We start from the raw sequence: 20,312 nt of genomic DNA, 5'->3' as shown, positions 1-20,312 counted from the left end.
TAGACTTTATTGTGCCTTAAAAAATCAATTTGAATAAGAGCGAAACAGAGATGAATCTGCTAAATCATGTAATTGTGGGGTTGCTTGTCCTCAGCAGTGTCACTTTATCAGCATGCCAAAAAGAAGTTCCCAAGACCGAGGAAATTCCTTATGTCATGGTGACCCAACCGAGTCGTAATCACACCGATCAAAAAAGCTATGCAGGTGATGTACAGGCAAAACAACAAACAGCATTGGCGTTCCGCGTTGGGGGACAGGTAACGGAGCGTTATGTCGATGTGGGTGATCGAGTCAAGGTTGGGCAAGTCTTAGCAAAACTCGATGTAAAAGATGCGCAATTGCAAATGAACGCAGCCAAGGCACAATTGGAAAGTGCACAGGCAGCAGCTAAAATTGCCGCTGAAGAATATCAACGTTATCAACAATTGTTACCCGTCAATGCCGTCAGTCGCTCACAATTCGATGCGGTAAAAAATCAACACGAATCTGCACAAGCGAACTTACAACAAGCACGCTCGAATTACCAAGTTTCTGCCAATCAAACGGGATATAACCAGCTCATTTCCAATAAAAATGGAGTCATTACCGAGCGTCAAATTGAAACGGGACAAGTGGTCGCCGCAGGACAGGCGGCCTATCAGTTGGCGATTGATGGCGAGCGTGAGGTGGTTTTTGGTGTGCCTGAACAAGCAGTGGGTGACATCAAAGTCGGTCAAGCGGTTTGGGTAACCTTATGGTCTCAGCCAGAAGCTCGTTTTGCTGCAAAAGTTCGTGAAGTTTCACCCGCAGCAGCTCAATCACGGACATTTACTGTCAAAGTTTCACTGCTTGAAGGTCAGTCCAGTATTCAGCTTGGACAAAGCGCCCGCGTATTTTTTGTCAGTCAGGACAGCAATGTTTTGAGTGTGCCGTTGTCGAGTGTCACCGCGACAGATCAGCAAGCTTATCTATGGGTGGTCAATGCCAATCAAACCTTACGTAAAGTTCCTGTCACTTTAGGTACTTATGGACGTGACAGTGTGCCGATTTTATCCGGTTTAAAAGCAACCGACTGGGTGGTGGTTGGGGGCGTACATTTGTTGCGTGATCAGCAAAAAATTCATCCGATTGATCGTGAAAATCGCGAAGTTAGCATAAAAGCGGGAGGTTAATCATGAAATTTAACCTTTCGGAATGGGCCTTAAAAAATAAAGGGATTGTGCTGTACTTTATGCTGCTATTGGGCATTGTCGGCGTGATGTCTTATTCCAAACTGGCGCAAAGTGAAGATCCACCGTTTACCTTTAAAGTGATGGTGGTACAAACCTTCTGGCCTGGGGCAACCGCCAAAGAAGTCTCGACACTGGTCACAGATCGGATTGAAAAAGAATTGATGACCACGGGTCAGTATGACCGCATCATGGCCTACTCACGTCCCGGAGAGTCCTTGGTGACTTTTGTGGCGAAGGACAGCCTGCCATCGAGTCAAATTCCTGATGTCTGGTATAACGTGCGCAAGAAGGTCAATGATATTCGCTCAGAACTGCCTAGTGGTGTGCAAGGTCCTTTTTTCAATGATGAGTTCGGTGATACCTTCGGCAATATCTATGTGCTGACAGGCAAAGATTTTGATTATGCCGTCATGAAAGAGTATGCCGACCGTTTGCAACTGCAATTGCAACGGGTCAAGGATGTGAGCAAGGTCAATTTAGTCGGCTTGCAAGATCAACGCATTTGGATTGAACTGTCCAATACTAAAGCCGTGCAACTCGGTGTTCCTGTCACTGCGATTCAGGAAGCGATTCAAAAACAAAATGACATGGCCAGTGCAGGTTTCTTTGAAACGGGCACAGATCGTATCCAACTTCGCGTCAGTGGACATTTACACAGCGTCGAAGATTTGAAAAAAATGCCACTGTTAGTGGGTGATAAAACCATTCAATTGGGCGATGTGGCAGATGTCTACCGCGGTTTCAGCGAACCTGCTCAGCCAAGAATGCGCTTTATGGGCGAAAATGGCATTGGGATTGCGGTCTCGATGCGTAAAGGCGGCGATATTATCGCACTGGGTAAAAACCTAGAAACCGAATTTAACCAGCTACAAAAAAGCCTGCCTTTGGGTATGAAACTGCAAAAAGTGTCAGACCAACCCGTGGCGGTGCAACGCAGTATTCAAGAGTTTTTAAAAGTGTTGGCTGAAGCGGTGATTATCGTTTTATTGGTCAGTTTCTTTTCTTTGGGTTTCCGTACGGGTTTAGTGGTTGCACTGTCGATTCCTTTAGTTCTTGCGATGACTTTTGCAGGAATGTCTTTATTTGATGTTGGGTTACATAAGATTTCGCTTGGTGCATTGATTCTTGCATTGGGGCTGTTGGTGGATGATGCCATTATCGCGGTTGAAATGATGGCGATTAAAATGGAGCAGGGCTACAGTCGGCTCAAAGCCGCAGGCTTTGCATGGCAAAGCACAGCCTTTCCAATGCTGACAGGAACACTGATTACCGCAGCAGGATTCTTACCGATTGCGACAGCACAATCAGGTACGGGCGAATACACGCGCTCCATCTTCCAAGTGGTGACCATTGCCTTGGTAGTGTCATGGATTGCAGCGGTTTTATTTGTGCCCTACTTGGGTGAAAAATTACTGCCCGATTTTAGCAAGCAACAGCAAAAAGCGGCATGGTATCTACGCTTATGGGCGAGATTGCGTAAACAACCTGCACCTGTGGTACAGGCACATGCAGGGCAGCATGATCCATACCAGACCAAGTTTTATCAGTCTTTCCGCCATGTGGTCGAAATCTGTATTACCTATCGTAAGACGGTGATCGCCATTACCGTTGGGATTTTTGTGCTGTCGGTGATGATGTTTAAACTGGTTCCCCAACAATTCTTCCCGCCGTCAAACCGTGCGGAAATTTTGGTGGATATAAAACTAGAAGAGGGTGCTTCACTGACGGCAACTGAACAAGCTGTGCAAAAGGTGGAACAATTCCTATCTAAACAAGACGGGATTGATAATTATGTGGCCTATGTCGGCACAGGGTCACCACGCTTTTATCTACCATTAGACCAACAGTTGCCACAAGCAAGCTTTGCTCAATTTGTGGTATTGGCTTCCTCTTTGGATGATCGGGACGAGATTCGCCGTTCTTTAGAGACACAAATTAAAGCCTTATTGCCTCAGGTAAGGACGCGTGTTTCTTTATTGGAAAATGGTCCACCTGTAGGTTATCCATTGCAATACCGCATCTCGGGGGAAGATTTGGGCACGGTACGTCAATGGGCACAGCAGGTTTCTAAAGTTGTGAGTGAAGATCCAAATACCACCAATGTACATTTGGATTGGGGCGAGCCAAGCAAAATCATTGCGATTGAAATTGACCAAGATCGTGCGCGGCAATTGGGCGTTTCTAGTGTTGATTTAGCCAACTTCTTGAATGCTTCGATAACGGGTACCGTCATGAATCAATATCGTGAAAAACGAGAATTGATTGAGATCCGTTTGCGTGGTGATCAAACCGAGCGTGCAGAAGTGGCTTCTTTGGCCAGTTTGTCTGTTCCAACCAGCAATGGTACGACTGTGCCATTGGCACAAATCGCACAAATTGAATCACGTTTTGAAGAAGGTTTAATTTGGCATCGTAACCGCCTGCCAACCATTACGGTACGGGCTGATATTCGAACCCAGTTACAACCTGCAACTGTGGTTCAACAATTGGCTGATCCGATGCAAGCGATACGTGCAGAGTTACCAAGTGGCTATCTGCTCGAGGTCGGTGGAACGATAGAAGAGTCTGCACGCGGCCAAAGTTCCGTCAACGCGGGTATGCCGTTATTTTTGGCGGTGGTGATGACACTATTGATGATTCAGTTACGCAGTATGTCTAGAGCAACGATTGTCTTATTAACCGCACCGTTGGGTTTGATCGGGGTAGTGGCTTTTCTATTATTGTTCAACAAACCGTTTGGTTTCGTTGCGATGCTAGGAACGATTGCACTTTCTGGAATGATCATGCGAAATTCGTTGATTTTGATTGATCAAATTGAGCAAGACATACAAGCAGGGCACGCTGCATGGGATGCCATTATTGGCGCGACCATGCGTCGTTTTCGTCCCATCGTCCTCACTGCACTGGCTGCGGTGTTGGCGATGATTCCTTTATCCCGCAGTATTTTCTTTGGTCCAATGGCGGTTGCGATTATGGGCGGATTGATTGTTGCGACTCTACTGACCTTATTTTTCTTACCTGCACTGTACGCAGCGTGGTTTAAGGTCAAGAAAACAGCAGATCTAACATAATTATTTTGTGAATAGAGGTGCGAAATATTGAAAATTTCAATATAGTAGCATCTATATTTAAGACCAAAAAAATAATGGAATTCCATTGCATGGCTGATTTGGCAAAATGTGATGAATGAGGTGATATAGCGCATGGGGCAAGGTAATATTGAGCAGCATCGCCGATACGTGGCGATTTCTTACGTGTTCATGTTTCTTGCATTATTTACAATCGTGTTTGCCGCTTTTGCATATGTATTAGCGCGAAAAGTTGCAGTTGTGGATAATGCTGAGGTGTGGATACATGCGCACGCACTTTGGATTATGCGTAATGTGCTGTTATTTATTCTCATGGCCTTATTTGCAGCGCTATGGTTTATCCCACTGTTCTTTGTTGCGTGGGATAGCACGCTCTGGGTCACAGCGACAACGGTCACAGGTGTGGTATTTAGTCTGATTGCATGGTTGTTTTTGTTAAATGCATGGCTAAAAGGTGTTGCTAAGTACTTTAAAAATAAAGCTGTTTTCTAATTTTGTCTTTTTTTTATGGTATTAGACCTTGTAAAAATATCGTACAGCCCCTATTAAGGCTCTGTTGGCTTTTATAAATAAAATGCCAGCAGAGCCTATTTGTTTGTAGAAATTGAATTAATTCCGTGAGGAGCACCGCCAACCATGGCTAAACGTGATTATTATGAGGTTTTAGGCGTTTCGAAAACCGCAGGTGATGATGAGATCAAAAAAGCCTATCGTAAGTTGGCGATGAAGTATCACCCAGACCGTAATCCAGACAACCCTGAAGCTGAAGACAAATTTAAAGAAGCCTCTGAAGCTTATGAAGTGCTTTCCGATAGTGAAAAGCGCAGCATGTATGATCGTGCTGGACATAGCGCTTTCGAAGGTGGTTTCGGCGGCGGTGGCGGTGGTTTCGGCGGATTTAGCGCAGAGGATATTTTTAGCCAGTTTGGCGATATCTTTGGTGGTGCTTTTGGTGGCGGTGGTCGTCAACAACAGCGTCAACGCCGTGGTTCAGACCTTCGCTATGTCATGGAACTCACGCTTGAGGAAGCCGTTAAGGGGATTAAAAAGACCATTACCTTTACTGCGCCAGCCCCTTGTGATGTCTGTGATGGTAAAGGATCTAAAAACCCGAATGATGTAGAAACCTGCCGTACCTGTCACGGTGCAGGTCAAGTGCGTATGCAGCAGGGTTTCTTCTCTGTTCAGCAAACCTGTAGCACCTGTCGTGGTCAAGGTAAAATCATTAAGAATCCATGTCATGCATGTCATGGTTCAGGTGTTGCTGATCGTCAGCAGACCCTAGAAGTGACCATTCCTGCAGGGGTAGACAATGGTGATCGCGTACGCTTAACCGGTAAAGGTGAAGCCATTCGTGATGGCCAGTCAGGTGATTTGTACGTTGAAGTTGTGGTACGTGAACACGAAATCTTCCAACGTGATGGCGCTGATCTGTATATGGATGTTCCTGTCAGTATCGCGGATGCTGCTTTGGGTAAAGAGCTTGAGATTCCAACCCTTGATGGCCGTGTCAGCCTAAAAATTCCTGAAGGTACGCAAACGGGTAAAATGTTCCGTTTACGCGGCAAAGGTGTCCGTCCAGTGCGCAGCAGTATGCAAGGTGATTTACTGTGCCGTATTGTGATTGAAACGCCTGTGAACTTAACCAGCCGTCAGCGTGAGTTGTTAAAAGAATTACAGATTTCTTTTGATGGTGAAGACAGTACTTCTTCTCCAAAGAAAAAATCATTCTTTGATCGTCTATTTGATTAATCGACATCAACAGAAAAAACCTGCTTCGGCAGGTTTTTTTGTGGGAATTTTTTAGGAACTTAAGGTTCTTTGATTTATAAGAAATTATAACCAGCATTTACTATTGTGCTGGCGGCATGGATGCCGCCCGTTTGGCTGTGGTATCAGGGAAGTACCATCAGCCAAACAGAGGATTTTTGTTTACTTTTGATCCTTCAAAAGTAATAAATTGCCTATACAAAAGATATCTGCTGATTTCTTACTTATGAGGCTGTATAGGCTTAACGGAGTCGTGCCGAGTTCTCATCCTATTTTAGGATAAGCCACTATGTCTTGCACTTCAGTTGAAATATATTTCAACTTCGTTCAGGCTCGACCTGAGAAGCGTTTAAAGCTTCGCAAGTGTTTCGGCAAAATTAGGCAAAACCTGAGGTACGAATAGCAGAGATTAATAATCTCTGCCGTACCGCAAGGCGAAAAGCTATGCTTGAGTATGAACTATGCACTCCGTTTGTCTTGCGCTACGCTAAAGCTATAATCGCTTTAGCTTGCTCAGGTTGTGGATGACGTTATTGAGTATCATATTTCAGACGAGATTTTATATTGAACTCAGGTTATAGTACGAAACATGAAACACAAACTTTGGGAAAAATTATGTCAACTTCTCCACGCATAGGAATCTTGGGTGCAGGCGGACGCATGGGGCGTATTCTGATTCAAGCTGTGCAACAAGCAGGCTATCAACTTGCAGCCGCAGTTGAGCGTCCTGAAAGCAGCTTGGTCGGTGCGGATGCAGGCGAGCTTGCAGGTGTGGGTAGCATCGGTGTCAAGGTGGTGGGAAGTTTGAGTGAAGTTTTAAAAGACTGTGATGTGGTGATTGACTTTACCGCACCTGTGGCAACCGAACAGCATCTTAAATTATGTCGTGAAGCAGGCGTTGCGATGGTGATTGGCACTACGGGCATGTCAGATGAACAGAAGGCATTTTTAGACGAATCAGCGACACAAACACCTGTTGTGTACGCAGCCAACTACTCTGTTGGGGTCAACGTTTCAATTAAACTATTGGAATTGGCGGCTCAAGTGTTTGGTGATACGGTCGATATTGAGATTATTGAAGCGCACCATCGCCATAAAGTCGATGCACCTTCTGGTACTGCATTTATGATGGGTGAGGCGATTGCGGATACCTTAGGGCGTAACTTAAAAGAAGTTGCTGTCTATGGTCGTGAAGGCTATACCGGCCCACGTGATCGTCAAACCATTGGTTTTGAAACCATTCGTGGTGGTGATATCGTGGGTGAACACACAGTGATGTTTATTGGTGAAGGTGAGCGTGTTGAAGTGACGCACAAAGCCACCAATCGTATGAACTTTGCTTCTGGTGCTGTGCGTGCTGCTGCATGGGTGGTGGGACGTGAAGCACGTAAATATGACATGAAAGATGTTTTAGGTTTTAACGATATTCAAGTATAAAATTTTACTTTTTTGCACTATAAAAAGAGCTTGTTGAGCTTTGCATCCAGACCAAAGTTCAGCAAGTTCTCACCATCATTAAAACAATTGAGCATGACATGAATAAAAAACAGATTGTTCTTGCTGCGCTACTGAGTATCACCAGCGTAGTTGTAAGTGCGACAGCAGAAACTGCAAAACTTAGCCTACATCGCAATGATATTAAGGTTTGGACCTATCAAACAGAAAATAATCCTGTGTTTCAGTATAAAGCTGAAACCACGTTTGATGTACCGCTAGAGCGTGCGGTGGCAGTGGTACTGGATGTGGAGCGTACACCGAAATGGGTACCTTATGTCGGTAAAGCACAACTGTTGTCTCGTGACGAGAAAAAAGGTGAATTTATTCTGTACATGGTGCTGGATTTTCCCTTTCCGCTCAAAGACCGTGATGTGGTGATTAAAGGTAAAATGAGTAAAAATGCGGATGGTAGCATTAGTATTAAGAATCAAGCGATTAAGTATGATTATCCTGAACAGCCTGACATTATCCGCTTGAGTCGCTATGAGGGGGATTGGACTTTTCAGAAAGTCGCGGAAAATAAGGTCAAAGTTTCCACCAGTGGTTATGCAGATCCAGCAGGGGCGATTCCGTTGAGTTTTGTCAATATGTTTGTACAGCAACAGCCTTATCAAATGCTGATGAAAATGAAAAAAGAAGTGCATCATCCATTATATAAACAACCGAAATTACCTGATTTGTTGAAATAAAAAATACCTGATTTATGATTTAAATCAGGTATTTTTTTAATTTAAGCTTGAGGGCATTGATGATATTGGACGTTGTGTTTGCGTGAGAGTTTGATTTGAATGAACACCAAGATTAAACCAATGCCTGCTAATACCGCACCGATCATGGAAACCGCGGCATAGTTTAAACCGAGACTAAGTACTATCCCACCTGCGGCCGCACCAATGGCATTGCCCAGATTAAATGCGCCAATATTGACTGAAGATGCGAGTCCTGATGCTTCATGGGCAACGGACATTACCCGCATTTGTAAGGGTGGAACAATCGCAAAGGCTGCTGCACCCCAAACCACCAAACCAATCGCAGCACCCAGCTGAGTTTGTGCGAGGATCGGGAAAATGAGCATCAGTACGATCAATAACAGCAAGAAGCCAATTAAGGTCTTATCAATCGATAAATCAGCAAATTTACCACCGAAATGATTACCCACTGAGAAACCAATCCCGATGAGGACCAGCATCATGGTAATAAAGAATGGTGATGCTTGAGTGAACTCAACTAGACTTGGCGCGATATAGGTATATAGGGTAAACATCGCTGAAGCCCCAAACACGGTGGTGAGCAATGCCAATACCACTGGGAGTCGACTTAGCACGCTGAGTTCCATTTTTATATTGGGTTTTTGTCCAACAGAGCCAACAGGCAGGGCTTTCCAAAGCGATAACATAGTGATAATGCCGAGTACAGAAATCGCAAGGAAAGACATTCGCCAACCGATATTTTGCCCCACCCACGTCGCAAGTGGTACACCTCCGATATTGGCAATGGTGAGTCCCATGAACATGGTTGCAACCGCACTGGCCTGTTTATGTGTTGGAACGACACTGGCGGCAACCACGGAGCCAATGCCGAAGAATGCGCCATGATTCAGACTGGTGATCAGGCGTGCGCCCATGAGGCTCGTATAATTGGGAGCAAACGCTGCGATCAGATTACCGATGGTAAAGATCGCCATCAATAGAATGAGTGCATTACGACGAGCAAAGCCGCCGAACCACAAGGTCATGATTGGCGCACCAAGCATCACGCCCAATGCATAACCTGTGATCAGCATGCCTGCACTGGGGATGGACACGCCAAGATCGTTGGCAATATTGGGCAATAGCCCCATAGGCGAGAACTCTGTCGTACCGATTGCGAATGCACCAATCGCCAGTGTCAGTAAAGGAAGATTAATATGACGGCTCATATTATTGATCCCATTCAGGCGCAAATGCTTCAGGACTGACCTCGCGGCCATTACGTTCAAGTTGTGCAATCATCCGCATTTCTTCAATACTGAGCTGTAGTTGTTGTGCTTTCAAATTGCTAATCAGATTTTCACGTTTGGTTGAAGATGGGATCACCGCATAACCCTGTTGTAATGCCCAAGCCAATGTCACTTGTGCTGTGGTTGCCTGATGCCGTGCGGCGATTTCAAGTAGGATCGGATCATTTAGCACTTTGCCATAGGCAAGTGTCATATATGAGGTCACATCAATGTTTTGTTCAGCCAGATAATTGACCAAGTTTTGGTTCTGTAAATAAGGGCTTAATTCAATTTGATTGGTGGCAATGTGTTCTGCCCCAATGCTTTCAATTGCTTGCTGGGTTAAGGCAATATTGAAATTTGAGATACCAATCTGCTTGGTTAAACCTTTCTGCTTCGCTTCCAAAAGCAATTGCATCACGGTGGGAATAGAGACACCCAATCGCGGAGCAGGCCAATGAATCAAGGTCAAATCAACGGCATCAGTGCGCAGCTTTTGTAGGCTTTCTTTTAAACTTGGAATAAGTTTATCTTCTGCAAAATTATCGACCCAGATTTTTGTGGTTAAGAACACATCTTGGCGTGCAACCCCACTTTCAGCGATTGCTTGCCCGACTTCGGCTTCATTTTCATAAATTTGTGCGGTATCAATCGCACGATAGCCGACATCCAAGGCCGTTTTAACAGAATCAATCACTACTTGATCTTTAAGACGGAAAGTACCTAAACCAAATTGTGGGATATGCATATTATTCACCTTATCTTGTTTTGCTCAACTGAGCGTATTTAGTTTATAGGTGCAATTCTGCGACGATTATTGTTGCTAAAAAATACAGGAATTTGCAAAATATAGTTGATTAATTATCAATAATTGAGCGTTGCAATGAAATCAACAATAGAGGAACTGGTTGCTTTTATTAGTATTGTGGACACGGGTTCTTTTATTGCTGCCGCAGAAAAATTAGGGCAAACCTCATCTGGGCTGAGTCGTTCGTTAAGCCGTTTAGAAGCAAAACTAGAAGTGACTTTGGTCGAGCGAACCACACGTAAATTAAAACTTACCCAAGAAGGGCAACAGTTTCTCGATCATGCCCGTAAAATACTCAATGACTTAAATGCCGCAGAAGAGGCTTTACAACGATCAGATCAAGCGACTTCTGGTTTGATACGGATTGATTCCGCGACGCCTTTTATCTTGCATGTGATTGCGCCGTTGATGCATGGATTTAGACAACGCTATCCCAATATTGAAATAGAAATAAACAGCAATGATTTGGTGATTGATTTACTCGAACATAAAACCGATGTGGCATTCCGTTTCGGCGAACTGCATGATTCAAGTTTACATGCCAAATTGGTGTGTAAAAGCCGAGTCTATATTGTTGCCAGCCCTGACTATCTGAAACGTAAAGGCAGACCAGATCAGCCAAAACAACTGTCTGATCATGATCTGATCGGCTTTACTCGCCCTGCTTATATCAATACATGGCCGATTAAAGTGGATCATGCGTATTTCTTGGCAAAAGCTCAAATTAAGGCATCTAGCGGGGAGACCGTGCGACAATTATGCTTGCGGGGGCAGGGAATCGCACGGCTATCAGAATATGAGATATGGAAAGACCTAAAAGAAGGTCGTTTAGAAGCGCTATTTGAGGATCAAATTGAGCATTCATACCAAAGCATCCATGCGGTTTATTATCAACAAGAACATCTGCCGAAGCGTGTCCGTTTATTTATTGAGTTTTTGACTGAGCAATTAAGTCAGGGCTTTTCGGTTTGCCAATAGCCTCATTCTGAAGTTGTACATTCAAGACTGGAACTAATACACCTTTGGCTTGGATGACTGAAACCATAATCTGCTGATTTTTTAAAGTACATTCAAGTTCAACGGTAGGCAAATATAGACCCGACAAAATCAGCCCATTTTCATTGGGTTTTTTATAGGTCAATTTGAGCGTATGTTGCTGTTCCTGTGTCGGACCTTGTTCAAGTTTCCAAAACTCATAGCTCTGCTGGTTTTGCGTGATTAAATACCCCTCAACAAGTCTTTTACAGACCTGTTGCTGTTGATAAGCATTCTGATCGGTAAATTGGCAGCCCGTAAATAGGATGCTACATACTATAAATAAGAGTTTATTTTTCATTGCCTTATCCTCCTGTAGTTGATTTTTATAGCTTAATGGTGTTGTATAAACCAATACAGATACAGAAATTTTTAAAAAAGCAGTACAGAAAATGACTTTTCAATATCAACGCCTTGCAGAACAGCTTGCACACAAAATTTATCAGCATGAATTACAACCACAACATAAGTTGAGTTCTTTAAGAGAATTTGCACGTCAGCAAAAAGTGAGTTTAAGCACTGCACAACAATGCTATGAATTGTTGGAAGCAAGAGGATTGATTTATGTGAAAGCAAAATCTGGCTATTTTGTCAGCTCAAGGCAATATCAAAGTCCCATTCCAGATAGCCCTCAATTTGAATCAATGGCTCGACAAGTTTCTAATTTGGATTTGCAGAATCAAATTCAGACTGCCTCAATTCAAAGTCATTTAACCCCATTAGGTGCGATTCAACTTTCTCCGCATTTGATTCCTGTCGATGGTTTGCGCCGTTCTTTGCAACGAGCGTTGAAGCATTGTCAGCCTGAAGACTTTTTGTATTGCAATAAACAGGGGCATGAGCAATTACGTCAGGCACTCTCTGACCACTGGCGTGAGGATGGGGTGTACATCGCAGCCGACGATATTTTTATTAGCAATGGTTGTTTGCCTGCGATTTCTTTACTGATTCAACAGATGAGCAAAGAAGGCGATAGCATCATGATTCCAACGCCGACTTTTAATGGTCAGTTGCAGTTGCTTGCAGGGTTGAAACGCAAAATTATCGAAATTCCTGCGGATCATCGAGGTATTGACTTAGAGCGCTTAGAATTCTTTATGCGGCAGGGCAGTGCCAAGCTATGTTTGTTGACTGCCAATTTTCAAAATCCACTGGGCTATTGTTTAAGTAATCAACAGAAACAGCGGATTGCTGAGCTGGCTGAGCAGTATCAATGTTTTATTCTGGAAGATGATATTTATGCCGAATGTAGTTATCAAAAAGAACGTCCATTACCGATTCGGCACTGGGATCGAAAAGGCTACGTGATTTTGTGTGGTTCGGTGTCGAAATCCCTATCCAGTGCCTACCGTGTCGGCTGGTTTTGCTTGGGGCAACAACTTGAGCATCTACGCCCTCAATTTTTGGCGAATAATATTGGGGTGAATACACCTTTACAGCTTGGGTTGGCAGATTTTATTTATAGTCGTGCTTATCGCGAGCATTTAGATCAGTTGAGACCTAGGTTGATGCAGCAGGTGGAACAGTATCGTGCCTGTATTCTAGAGACCTTTCAAGGCATTCCAATTGCATTAAGCCAATCTCTAGGCGGTTATGCTTTGTGGATGCAATTGCCAACTACGATTACAGGTTTGGAGCTGTATTATTTGGCGCAAAGCAAGGGCATTAATATTGTACCTGGAGAGGTATTTGGTGAAGATCAGCGCTATCAACATTATCTACGCTTAAATGCAGGGCATGCCTTTACAGAAGAAATCCGCCAAGCGATTCAACAGTTGGCGGATTGGGTTAGACAGAGTTTGAAGCCAGCTTTGAGTTAGTCAAAGTCGGCTTTCAGCACGACGCGGTAACGTGCTTGACCTGAATGAAGTCGCTCAATCGCATCATTGAGTTGAGACATTGGGAATAACTCAATTTGCGGTGCAATCTGTTTACGTGCTGCGAACTGTAGTAGTTGACGCAGTGCCAAAGGAGAACCTGTTGGCGAGCCAGTGACGGATTTTGCACCATCAATCAGCGAACCGACCGATACAGGTACAGGTTCCAAGGTAAGGCCGAGGAAATGTAAGCTGCCATTGGGTGCAAGGGTACTCAAATAAGCTTGCCAATTCAGCGTTACATTTACCGTGCTAAGTAATAAATCAAATTTACCACGTTGGGCTTTGATCGCTTGCGCATCACGGCTATTCACCACATGGTCTGCGCCCATAGCTTTGAGTTCTTCGGTTTTCTCAGGATTGGAACTGAATGCAGTAATTTCACAGCCCCACGCTTTGAGTAATTTAATCGCGATATGACCTAAGCCACCGATACCAATCACCCCGACATGATGTGTCGCCTGAATCTTATGTTTGAGTAGAGGATCAAAAACCGTAATTCCACCACAAAGCAATGGTCCTGCGCTTTCAGGATCTAAATCGTCAGGAAGAGGGATCACCCATTGCCAACCTGCACGGACTTTCTCAGCAAATCCACCAGCATGCCCGACGATGGTCGCCACGTTTTCACCTGTACAGAGAACTTGATTTCCGCCGATACAAGGATCGCAGGCTTGGCAGCTTTCAGCGGTCCAGCCAATGCCGACACGTTGACCGATTTTGAGTCCTTTGGCTTCTGAGCCAAGTGCAACAATGCTGCCAATAATTTCATGCCCTGCAACAGCAGGATAGCTTGTTGAGCGCCAATCATTATTAATCACAGACAGGTCGGAATGGCACAGACCACAGTATTCCACTTTGACTTCGACTTGATGCGCTTGTAATTCACCTGCATCAAATTGGTAAGGAACCAGTTGTTCTCCTGCTTGCATTGCAGCATAAGCACGAATGAGGTTATTGCTCATAGCAACTCCTATTGAAGGAAAATTTGAAAGAAACTATTTAAAATGGCAGTCATTTTCGTGGTCATTGACCATACCTACAGCTTGCATAAAGGCATAGCAGGTGGTTGGGCCTACAAACTTAAAACCACGTTTTTTCAGTGTCTTGGAAAGTGTTTGACTGATCTCAGTTTGCGCAGGGGCTTCACGATAATTCGCAACATCATTCTCTAAGATCTGCTGATCAACAAAGCTCCATAGCCAAGATGCGACATCATCAACTTCATCTTTGAGCTTGAGCCAAGCAATGGCATTGTCTCGGATCGCTTTGAGTTTGCCCAAATGACGAATTAAACCAGCATCGCTGAGTTTGTTTTCAAGTTGATCATCTGTCAGTGCGGCGATTTCTGTAATCGGAAATTGGAAAAAATGTGAGCGATAGTTTTCACGTTTTTTCAGTACGGTAATCCATGATAAGCCTGCTTGTTGTCCTTCGAGACAGAGCATCTCAAATAAGCGGGCTTCATCATGCTCAGCTTTGCCCCATTCTTCATCATGGTAAGCGATATAGAGTGGATCGTTAGAGCACCAACCACAGCGTTGAGGGGACATGAAACCACTCCTTATTTTTTATGAAATTCGTTTTTGATGGGTTTTTTTTAAGAATCTTTGTGATGTCTTGTTGAATCATTATTGGATTCTATCATCAGCCCACATGATCATGCACTTTAGTTGAAATATATTTTAATTTTGTTCAGACATGATCTGAAAAGTAGTCAAAGCTTCGCAAGTTTTTCAGGGTGAGATGTAGCATCCATGCCATCTCTATAATCATTGTTCGCTGCTCGGTTTTAATCGATTTAATTAAATTTTAAATACCAGCCATTCATCAGCATGTGTATCCCAATAATACAATTCAGCGCTGTCTAAATCCGCAAATTTAAGCCAAAAGTCTTTGCCTGTTTTATCTGCAAAGCCCGTACTAATCAATAATGCATCTTCAGTGATTTCCATGATCCAGCCTTGATAACTGGTTCCATTGATGATGATTTTTTGCTGATTTCCAGACTCTGCAAATTCAACCAGCCGTTCGATTAATACTTCTGACATTGCGTGTTCCTAACGTAAATAAGGGTATGGATTGACTGCACCACGTCCTTTGCCATTTAAATAAATGCCATAGTGCAAATGTGGGGCAGTGTGGCGTGCATTGCCCGTGTTGCCGACATAGCCAATAAAGTCACCTTTACGGACATAATCGCCAACATTGAGACCACGTTTATGCCCATTTAAATGTGCGTAATAATGCCATGAGCCTGCTGGTCCACGGATCCAAATGACTTTGCCACCGAGATTATTATTGCGTAAATCAGCGACCAGCCCATCGGTTGCACTATACACTTTCGTACCACGCTCTGCCATGATATCAATGCCTTCATGGCTACGACCTTGGCTACGCGCAGCACCCCAAGTATCTCGTAATTCACTACGGCTTACTCCTTTAACAGGGATGGGCAAGCGACTGTCTAAACGCATTGTTTGAAGTTTGTTCAGTTGCGCACTTGGCAATGGTGTTGGTTTTTTTGGGGTAGTGCTACACGCTGAAAGAAACACCATGAATACACCAAGAACCGTATAGCGGATTGGATGATGCACATCAACTCCTTGTCATTGGACAGATCATCATTTACTTAATGTCTTCTGCCTTTGGTTTCGCAGTAATCAATTTTTTCATGGCTGTAGGAACACCTTTGGCAATCGCAGCGGCAGGGTTTAACCAGATACCACCGAGTTCGATACTGAGTTGTTCCTTTTGATCATGTTCCACGTGGAACAGTTTTTCATGCAATAGCCAAGTAAAGTGAGTGAAACTATGGCTTATTTGTACAGATGATACTTGAGCTTGAAGTTTGAAGTGTCGCTCAATCTGTTGTAATTCGGTTGCTTGCTCAATAATGGGTAAGCAATATAAGCCACCCCATAAACCGTGGGATTCACGTTGCTGCCATAACCATTCATCACCTGATTGGATCAGCAGCACATCAGCCGTTTTGACAGGGATAGGCTTTTTGGCTTTTTTAAAAGGAAGCTGTTGTTCTAAGCCTTGTTGATAGGCTTGGCAATGTTGTTGCATTGGGCAATATAAACACAATGGTTTCTTCGGTGTGCAAACGGTTGCACCCAAATCCATAATCGCTTGGGTATAGTCGTGGTTGCGTTGCTGCGGACATAGCTGCTTTGCAATGTTCCATAAAGCACGCTCATGCACTGGCTTAGACAAATCATCTTCGATTGCAAAGAACCGTGCTAAAACGCGTTTTACATTGCCATCCATAATTACGCCATATTGGCGTAATCCGAGTGACATCAGCGCACCTGCGGTAGACGGACCGATACCAGGGAGTTCGATCCATTGTTCTAAGGTTTCAGGGAATTTACCTTGTTGACTGACGATCGCTGCGGCTTTGTGTAGGTTACGCGCACGGGCGTAATAACCTAATCCTGCCCAGTACGGAGCAACATCATCCCAACTGGCTTGACCAAGGGTATCTACGGTTGGGAAGCGCTCAATAAAGCGATCGAAATATTGTAGAACGGTTTTGACTTGGGTCTGTTGTAGCATGATTTCTGATACCCAAACTTTGTAGGGATCATCCGCAACTTGCCAAGGTAAATCATGGCGACCGTGTTGATCGTACCAAGTCAGCAGTGCATCGGCAAATGAGAAATCAGGCATGAATCAGAACATTAAAAAGCAGAAGGATAGTATAGCGGAAATAGAACGACGTTCTAATTTAAATTCTCTTAAACATTTGCTGATCTAAGCCGAAACAATTACTTGTGGGTAGGCGGCATGTAACTTTTTCATCAGCCTGCGGCTCGCCTTACTTTTCAAGGATGAAAAGTAAGCAAAAATCCTTTGTTGGACTGACATTGCATCCTGAGCAATTTTAAAGCAACCCTTTGAAAGCAGCGCAAGGCATTCCAATAGGCGGCATTCATGCCGCCTTTGCACGAGAAAATGTTATCGAGGGTTTAGATATCAAGATGATGTTAACTAGGATTTAAGTTTTGAAAAATCATCTAGCCAATTATTTACCGATTATTTTAAATGTTTATCCAGCAACTCATACATCGCTTCAAGACCTTGACGCTCTGCTTCAGCGTTATAGCCCAAATCAACATTGTTGGCTTTGGCACGTTCATCAGCAAGTGGATTACTGAAACCATGTTTAGCATCTTCAAAGATGATCACCTCATGATCTACGTGAGCATCGTGCATTTCCTGACGGAAACTTGCCACGTCATCTAAAGTCACCATGCTATCGAGTTCACCATGCAGCACTAATATCTCAGCTTTCACTTGATCTTTCTGTGCTGGCGCTTTAGGACTGAGTACCGCATGGAAGGTTGCGACTGCTTTTACATCTGCACCCGAACGCGCTAAATCAAGCACAACCTTACCGCCATAACAGAAACCAATAGCCGCCAGTTTCTCAGCATTAACCTCAGGTTGAGCTGCTAATGTTGCTAAACCCGCTTGCGCACGACTGACAATGGTATCGGCATGTTCAAAAGTCTGATTCATCCATTCAGATGCTTGAGGAACAGCAGTTGTGACTTTTTTATCACCATACATATCGATCGCTAAAGCCGCGTAACCATGCTCAGCAAGCTCACGGGCACGTTGCTCAGTATATTCATTACGGCCCCACCATTCAGGTGCCACAATGACACCAGCCACAGGCGTATCAGTATTTGGTGTGGCAAAATAACCAATCAAACGTTGACCATCGGCAGCAGTGTATTCAATTTCACGTGTGGTAATCGGGAAGCTCATTTTTAAATCCTAATCTGTATTTTTAGAATGTATCGATTAAAGCATAAAATCGGAAAATTGAAGACCTCGCCAATGTACAAATTTTGAGGTCTTGGATTACTAAGAGGAAAATGATGAAGCATAAAAAAAGAAGAATACCGAGATTCTTCTTTTTTATTCATTGTTAATAAATATCTAGACTTTACCTCTAGATAAGAAACCAACGATTGCCAAAATAACAGCAACGACTAGTAAAATAACTGCAAAATCTTTTGATAAGCCCGCAACACCACCGAAACCTAATAAACTGGCGATCAGTGCGATTACTGCAAAAATAATGGCCCAACGGAACATAATGTGTTTCCTCCTAATTTATCGTTATGTTTCCACTATAGCGTGTGTTTTTTGGGCTAAATGTGGTGTTTCTGTGGTTGAAATGTTGAATAGATTAAGAAATGTTAATCGGATAATCTGTTTGAAAACCAAGTTAATGATGGATGAATGCTATAATAAAAAGCTCGCTTAAACTGAAAGCCTTGGTATGTCCATCGAACTTCGTGCAAATTTTTGGAAACAATACACACTTGATCAGCTCACGCATGCTGAGTGGGAAGCATTGTGCGATGGCTGTGGTTTATGTTGTTTGATTAAGCTTGAAGATGAGGAAACGGCTGAGGTTGCTTATACCAAAGTGGCGTGCAAGTTATTGGACTGTACAACAGCCAGTTGTTCTGATTATGCACAGCGTCAGCAGCATGTTCCTGACTGTATTCAGCTCACGCTTGAACAATTGCAGACCATCACATGGTTACCACCAAGTTGTGCTTATCGTCGTTTAAGCGAAGGGAAAAACCTACCTTCATGGCATTATCTAAATACCGGTTCACGACATAGCGTTATTCGGGCCAAGAAATCGGCAGCAGGACGATGTATTTCAGAAAGTGATGTCAATGAAGAACAGATCGAAGACTATATTGTTCGTTGGGTGCGTTGATCTGGATTGCAAATGGATTCTTTATAAATAAAAACAACACTTTTACAGCAGTTTTATTCGTCAATCCCCGTACTATTAGAACAAATAAGAGGGAGAGATAAAAATGATGATGAAGCGAATCGCAACCCCACTTTTATGTGGTGGTTTTATAGTTTTACAAGCTTGTGGTGCAAATAATACCAACTCTAAAACGCCAGAACCGAATGCTGCACAGCAGAGCTCAAAAACAGCAACCCAACAACAATCTTATCATGTAGAAACCATTGCTCAATTCAATGAACCGTGGGCTATGACTATTTTACCTGACCAACGCATATTGCTTACTGAACGCAAAGGAAAATTAAAAATATTTGACCCGAAAACTAAGCAAAGTCTGGATGTGCAAGGTGTTCCGACGGTGAGTTATGGTGGTCAGGGTGGTTTAGGTGATGTTGTTTTACATCCGAAATTTCAACAAAACCATTGGATCTATTTGAGTTACGCGACCAAAGGGCAAGGTGGCTATGGCGCTGTGATTTCACGAGCGAAACTTGATTTATCAAATCCAGCACAACCGAAACTTACGGATGTAAAAACAATATGGCAACAAGTGCCTAAAGTCTCAGGACAGGGACATTATGGTCATCGCATGCTATTTGGTTCTGATGGCAAGTTGTGGGTCAGTTCAGGAGAACGACAAAAATTTGATCCAGCGCAGGATATGAAAAGTAATCTGGGGAAAGTTTTACGATTGAATGATGATGGAACAGCGGTGGCAGATAATCCATTTAGCCAACAAGGTGGCGTGACTGCGGAAATATGGTCCCTTGGGCACCGTAATCCACTCGGCATGGCATTTGATGCGAAACAACAGCTCTGGGTGGTCGAAATGGGCCCTGAAGGCGGCGATGAACTGAACCTCATTGTTAAGGGTGAAAATTACGGTTATCCAATTGTCTCGAATGGAGACCACTATTCAGGTTTGAAGATTCCAGATCATCAAACTCGCCCAGAATTTAAAGCACCTGAAATTGATTGGACACCTGTTATTTCACCTTCAAGTATGATCATTTATACAGGCAAAGAATTTCCTTTATGGCAGCAAAAGGCCCTAATCGGTGGTTTGTCCTCTAAAGCCATTGTGGTGGTGGATTTAAATACTCGACCTGTAAAAGAAGTTCAGCGACTGGATATGAAACAACGAATTCGGGGCTTGCAACAAGCTCAGGATGGCTCGATTTGGGTGATAGAGGATGGTCCTCAAGCCAAATTACTCAAACTCAATTCCAATTAAATTTTAACTTAAAGTGAAG

General features: G+C 43.6%; 20 protein-coding genes. 10 read left to right on the top strand and 10 right to left on the bottom strand.

Features of this window, described 5'->3' with window-relative positions; genetic code table 11:
* Positions 1 to 50 precede the first annotated feature (50 nt).
* From F991_RS16715 to F991_RS16690, 6 genes are all read left to right on the top strand, one after another.
* Complete coding sequence (locus F991_RS16715; RefSeq protein WP_004673641.1) at positions 51 to 1,151, top strand: efflux RND transporter periplasmic adaptor subunit; 1,101 nt, start codon at positions 51 to 53, stop codon at positions 1,149 to 1,151.
* A gap of 2 nt (positions 1,152 to 1,153) precedes the next feature.
* Positions 1,154 to 4,282 (top strand): efflux RND transporter permease subunit, encoded by a 3,129-nt coding sequence (locus F991_RS16710; protein ID WP_004673639.1) that lies wholly within the window; start codon positions 1,154 to 1,156, stop codon positions 4,280 to 4,282.
* A 132-nt stretch (positions 4,283 to 4,414) separates the two neighbouring features.
* Positions 4,415 to 4,792, top strand: coding sequence for a hypothetical protein (locus F991_RS16705; RefSeq protein WP_004673637.1), 378 nt, complete (start codon positions 4,415 to 4,417; stop codon positions 4,790 to 4,792).
* A 144-nt stretch (positions 4,793 to 4,936) separates the two neighbouring features.
* A complete protein-coding gene (dnaJ, locus tag F991_RS16700; protein ID WP_004673636.1) occupies positions 4,937 to 6,052 on the top strand; it encodes a molecular chaperone DnaJ in 1,116 nt (371 codons plus the stop codon).
* 633 nt (positions 6,053 to 6,685) lie between these two features.
* Positions 6,686 to 7,507 (top strand): 4-hydroxy-tetrahydrodipicolinate reductase, encoded by an 822-nt coding sequence (dapB, locus tag F991_RS16695; RefSeq protein ID WP_004673634.1) that lies wholly within the window; start codon positions 6,686 to 6,688, stop codon positions 7,505 to 7,507.
* Between the two features lie 98 nt (positions 7,508 to 7,605).
* Positions 7,606 to 8,256 (top strand): START domain-containing protein, encoded by a 651-nt coding sequence (locus tag F991_RS16690; RefSeq protein WP_004673632.1) that lies wholly within the window; start codon positions 7,606 to 7,608, stop codon positions 8,254 to 8,256.
* A 41-nt stretch (positions 8,257 to 8,297) separates the two neighbouring features.
* Here the strand turns inward: F991_RS16690 and F991_RS16685 are convergent, their stop codons facing one another.
* Together F991_RS16685 and dkgB are read right to left on the bottom strand one after the other, a co-directional pair.
* A complete protein-coding gene (locus F991_RS16685) occupies positions 8,298 to 9,485 on the bottom strand; it encodes an MFS transporter (RefSeq protein ID WP_004673630.1) in 1,188 nt (395 codons plus the stop codon).
* 1 nt (position 9,486) lies between these two features.
* Positions 9,487 to 10,293: a 2,5-didehydrogluconate reductase DkgB gene (dkgB, locus tag F991_RS16680; RefSeq protein ID WP_004673629.1), complete on the bottom strand. Its 807-nt coding sequence runs from the start codon at positions 10,291 to 10,293 to the stop codon at positions 9,487 to 9,489.
* Positions 10,294 to 10,428: 135 nt separating this feature from the next.
* Between dkgB and F991_RS16675 the strand changes: the two genes are divergently transcribed.
* Positions 10,429 to 11,331, top strand: a complete 903-nt coding sequence (locus tag F991_RS16675; RefSeq protein ID WP_004673626.1) for a LysR substrate-binding domain-containing protein — start codon at positions 10,429 to 10,431, stop codon at positions 11,329 to 11,331.
* On the opposite strand, the gene F991_RS16670 is transcribed toward F991_RS16675, so the two are convergent.
* The gene (locus F991_RS16670) at positions 11,279 to 11,689 is read right to left on the bottom strand and encodes a hypothetical protein (protein WP_004673624.1); all 411 of its coding nucleotides are present in this window, start codon (positions 11,687 to 11,689) and stop codon (positions 11,279 to 11,281) included. The two genes, F991_RS16675 and F991_RS16670, sit on opposite strands and share 53 nt — an antisense overlap.
* A gap of 91 nt (positions 11,690 to 11,780) precedes the next feature.
* Between F991_RS16670 and F991_RS16665 the strand changes: the two genes are divergently transcribed.
* Positions 11,781 to 13,208 (top strand): aminotransferase-like domain-containing protein, encoded by a 1,428-nt coding sequence (locus F991_RS16665; protein WP_004673621.1) that lies wholly within the window; start codon positions 11,781 to 11,783, stop codon positions 13,206 to 13,208.
* Here the strand turns inward: F991_RS16665 and ahr are convergent.
* The 7 genes from ahr to F991_RS17340 all read right to left on the bottom strand — a co-directional run bounded on the left by ahr (position 13,205) and on the right by F991_RS17340 (position 18,380).
* On the bottom strand, positions 13,205 to 14,230 hold the full coding sequence (gene ahr, locus F991_RS16660) for an NADPH-dependent aldehyde reductase Ahr (RefSeq protein ID WP_004673619.1): 1,026 nt from the start codon (positions 14,228 to 14,230) through the stop codon (positions 13,205 to 13,207). The genes F991_RS16665 and ahr overlap by 4 nt on opposite strands.
* A gap of 33 nt (positions 14,231 to 14,263) precedes the next feature.
* Positions 14,264 to 14,818, bottom strand: coding sequence for a DNA-3-methyladenine glycosylase I (locus tag F991_RS16655; RefSeq protein ID WP_004673618.1), 555 nt, complete (start codon positions 14,816 to 14,818; stop codon positions 14,264 to 14,266).
* A 252-nt stretch (positions 14,819 to 15,070) separates the two neighbouring features.
* Entirely contained in the window at positions 15,071 to 15,316 is a 246-nt protein-coding gene (locus F991_RS16650; RefSeq protein WP_004673616.1) for a hypothetical protein, read from the bottom strand.
* A 9-nt stretch (positions 15,317 to 15,325) separates the two neighbouring features.
* A complete protein-coding gene (locus tag F991_RS16645) occupies positions 15,326 to 15,823 on the bottom strand; it encodes a M23 family metallopeptidase (protein WP_171063516.1) in 498 nt (165 codons plus the stop codon).
* Positions 15,824 to 15,893: 70 nt separating this feature from the next.
* Positions 15,894 to 16,943, bottom strand: coding sequence for an A/G-specific adenine glycosylase (gene mutY, locus F991_RS16640; protein ID WP_004673612.1), 1,050 nt, complete (start codon positions 16,941 to 16,943; stop codon positions 15,894 to 15,896).
* 366 nt (positions 16,944 to 17,309) lie between these two features.
* Complete coding sequence (locus F991_RS16635) at positions 17,310 to 18,047, bottom strand: dienelactone hydrolase family protein (RefSeq protein WP_004673609.1); 738 nt, start codon at positions 18,045 to 18,047, stop codon at positions 17,310 to 17,312.
* Between the two features lie 174 nt (positions 18,048 to 18,221).
* Positions 18,222 to 18,380 (bottom strand): DUF1328 domain-containing protein, encoded by a 159-nt coding sequence (locus F991_RS17340; protein WP_004656956.1) that lies wholly within the window; start codon positions 18,378 to 18,380, stop codon positions 18,222 to 18,224.
* A 187-nt stretch (positions 18,381 to 18,567) separates the two neighbouring features.
* Between F991_RS17340 and F991_RS16625 the strand changes: the two genes are divergently transcribed.
* Together F991_RS16625 and F991_RS16620 are read left to right on the top strand one after the other, a co-directional pair.
* Positions 18,568 to 19,020 (top strand): YcgN family cysteine cluster protein, encoded by a 453-nt coding sequence (locus F991_RS16625; protein ID WP_004673606.1) that lies wholly within the window; start codon positions 18,568 to 18,570, stop codon positions 19,018 to 19,020.
* A 106-nt stretch (positions 19,021 to 19,126) separates the two neighbouring features.
* The gene (locus F991_RS16620; RefSeq protein WP_034595794.1) at positions 19,127 to 20,293 is read left to right on the top strand and encodes a PQQ-dependent sugar dehydrogenase; all 1,167 of its coding nucleotides are present in this window, start codon (positions 19,127 to 19,129) and stop codon (positions 20,291 to 20,293) included.
* The last annotated feature ends 19 nt before the right edge of the window (positions 20,294 to 20,312 follow it).

It is taken from the genome of Acinetobacter sp. CIP-A165, from assembly GCF_000367985.1.
Taxonomy (GTDB): Bacteria; Pseudomonadota; Gammaproteobacteria; order Pseudomonadales; family Moraxellaceae; genus Acinetobacter.
This window is presented reverse-complemented; position numbering and strand designations above follow the sequence as displayed.

Excerpts from the sequence above, each read along its gene's own strand:
- dnaJ (WP_004673636.1), top strand. The coding sequence starts at position 4,937 with ATGGCTAAACGTGATTATTATGAGGTTTTAGGCGTTTCGAAAACCGCA.
- F991_RS16625 (WP_004673606.1), top strand. The coding sequence starts at position 18,568 with ATGTCCATCGAACTTCGTGCAAATTTTTGGAAACAATACACACTTGAT.
- F991_RS16635 (WP_004673609.1), bottom strand. The coding sequence starts at position 18,047 with ATGAGCTTCCCGATTACCACACGTGAAATTGAATACACTGCTGCCGAT.
- F991_RS16690 (WP_004673632.1), top strand. The coding sequence starts at position 7,606 with ATGAATAAAAAACAGATTGTTCTTGCTGCGCTACTGAGTATCACCAGC.
- F991_RS16650 (WP_004673616.1), bottom strand. The coding sequence starts at position 15,316 with ATGTCAGAAGTATTAATCGAACGGCTGGTTGAATTTGCAGAGTCTGGA.
- F991_RS16620 (WP_034595794.1), top strand. The coding sequence starts at position 19,127 with ATGATGAAGCGAATCGCAACCCCACTTTTATGTGGTGGTTTTATAGTT.
- F991_RS16715 (WP_004673641.1), top strand. The coding sequence starts at position 51 with ATGAATCTGCTAAATCATGTAATTGTGGGGTTGCTTGTCCTCAGCAGT.
- F991_RS16645 (WP_171063516.1), bottom strand. The coding sequence starts at position 15,823 with ATGGTGTTTCTTTCAGCGTGTAGCACTACCCCAAAAAAACCAACACCA.
- ahr (WP_004673619.1), bottom strand. The coding sequence starts at position 14,230 with ATGAGCAATAACCTCATTCGTGCTTATGCTGCAATGCAAGCAGGAGAA.
- F991_RS17340 (WP_004656956.1), bottom strand. The coding sequence starts at position 18,380 with ATGTTCCGTTGGGCCATTATTTTTGCAGTAATCGCACTGATCGCCAGT.
- F991_RS16685 (WP_004673630.1), bottom strand. The coding sequence starts at position 9,485 with ATGAGCCGTCATATTAATCTTCCTTTACTGACACTGGCGATTGGTGCA.
- F991_RS16675 (WP_004673626.1), top strand. The coding sequence starts at position 10,429 with ATGAAATCAACAATAGAGGAACTGGTTGCTTTTATTAGTATTGTGGAC.
- F991_RS16705 (WP_004673637.1), top strand. The coding sequence starts at position 4,415 with ATGGGGCAAGGTAATATTGAGCAGCATCGCCGATACGTGGCGATTTCT.
- mutY (WP_004673612.1), bottom strand. The coding sequence starts at position 16,943 with ATGCCTGATTTCTCATTTGCCGATGCACTGCTGACTTGGTACGATCAA.
- F991_RS16665 (WP_004673621.1), top strand. The coding sequence starts at position 11,781 with ATGACTTTTCAATATCAACGCCTTGCAGAACAGCTTGCACACAAAATT.
- F991_RS16655 (WP_004673618.1), bottom strand. The coding sequence starts at position 14,818 with ATGTCCCCTCAACGCTGTGGTTGGTGCTCTAACGATCCACTCTATATC.
- F991_RS16710 (WP_004673639.1), top strand. The coding sequence starts at position 1,154 with ATGAAATTTAACCTTTCGGAATGGGCCTTAAAAAATAAAGGGATTGTG.
- F991_RS16670 (WP_004673624.1), bottom strand. The coding sequence starts at position 11,689 with ATGAAAAATAAACTCTTATTTATAGTATGTAGCATCCTATTTACGGGC.
- dkgB (WP_004673629.1), bottom strand. The coding sequence starts at position 10,293 with ATGCATATCCCACAATTTGGTTTAGGTACTTTCCGTCTTAAAGATCAA.
- dapB (WP_004673634.1), top strand. The coding sequence starts at position 6,686 with ATGTCAACTTCTCCACGCATAGGAATCTTGGGTGCAGGCGGACGCATG.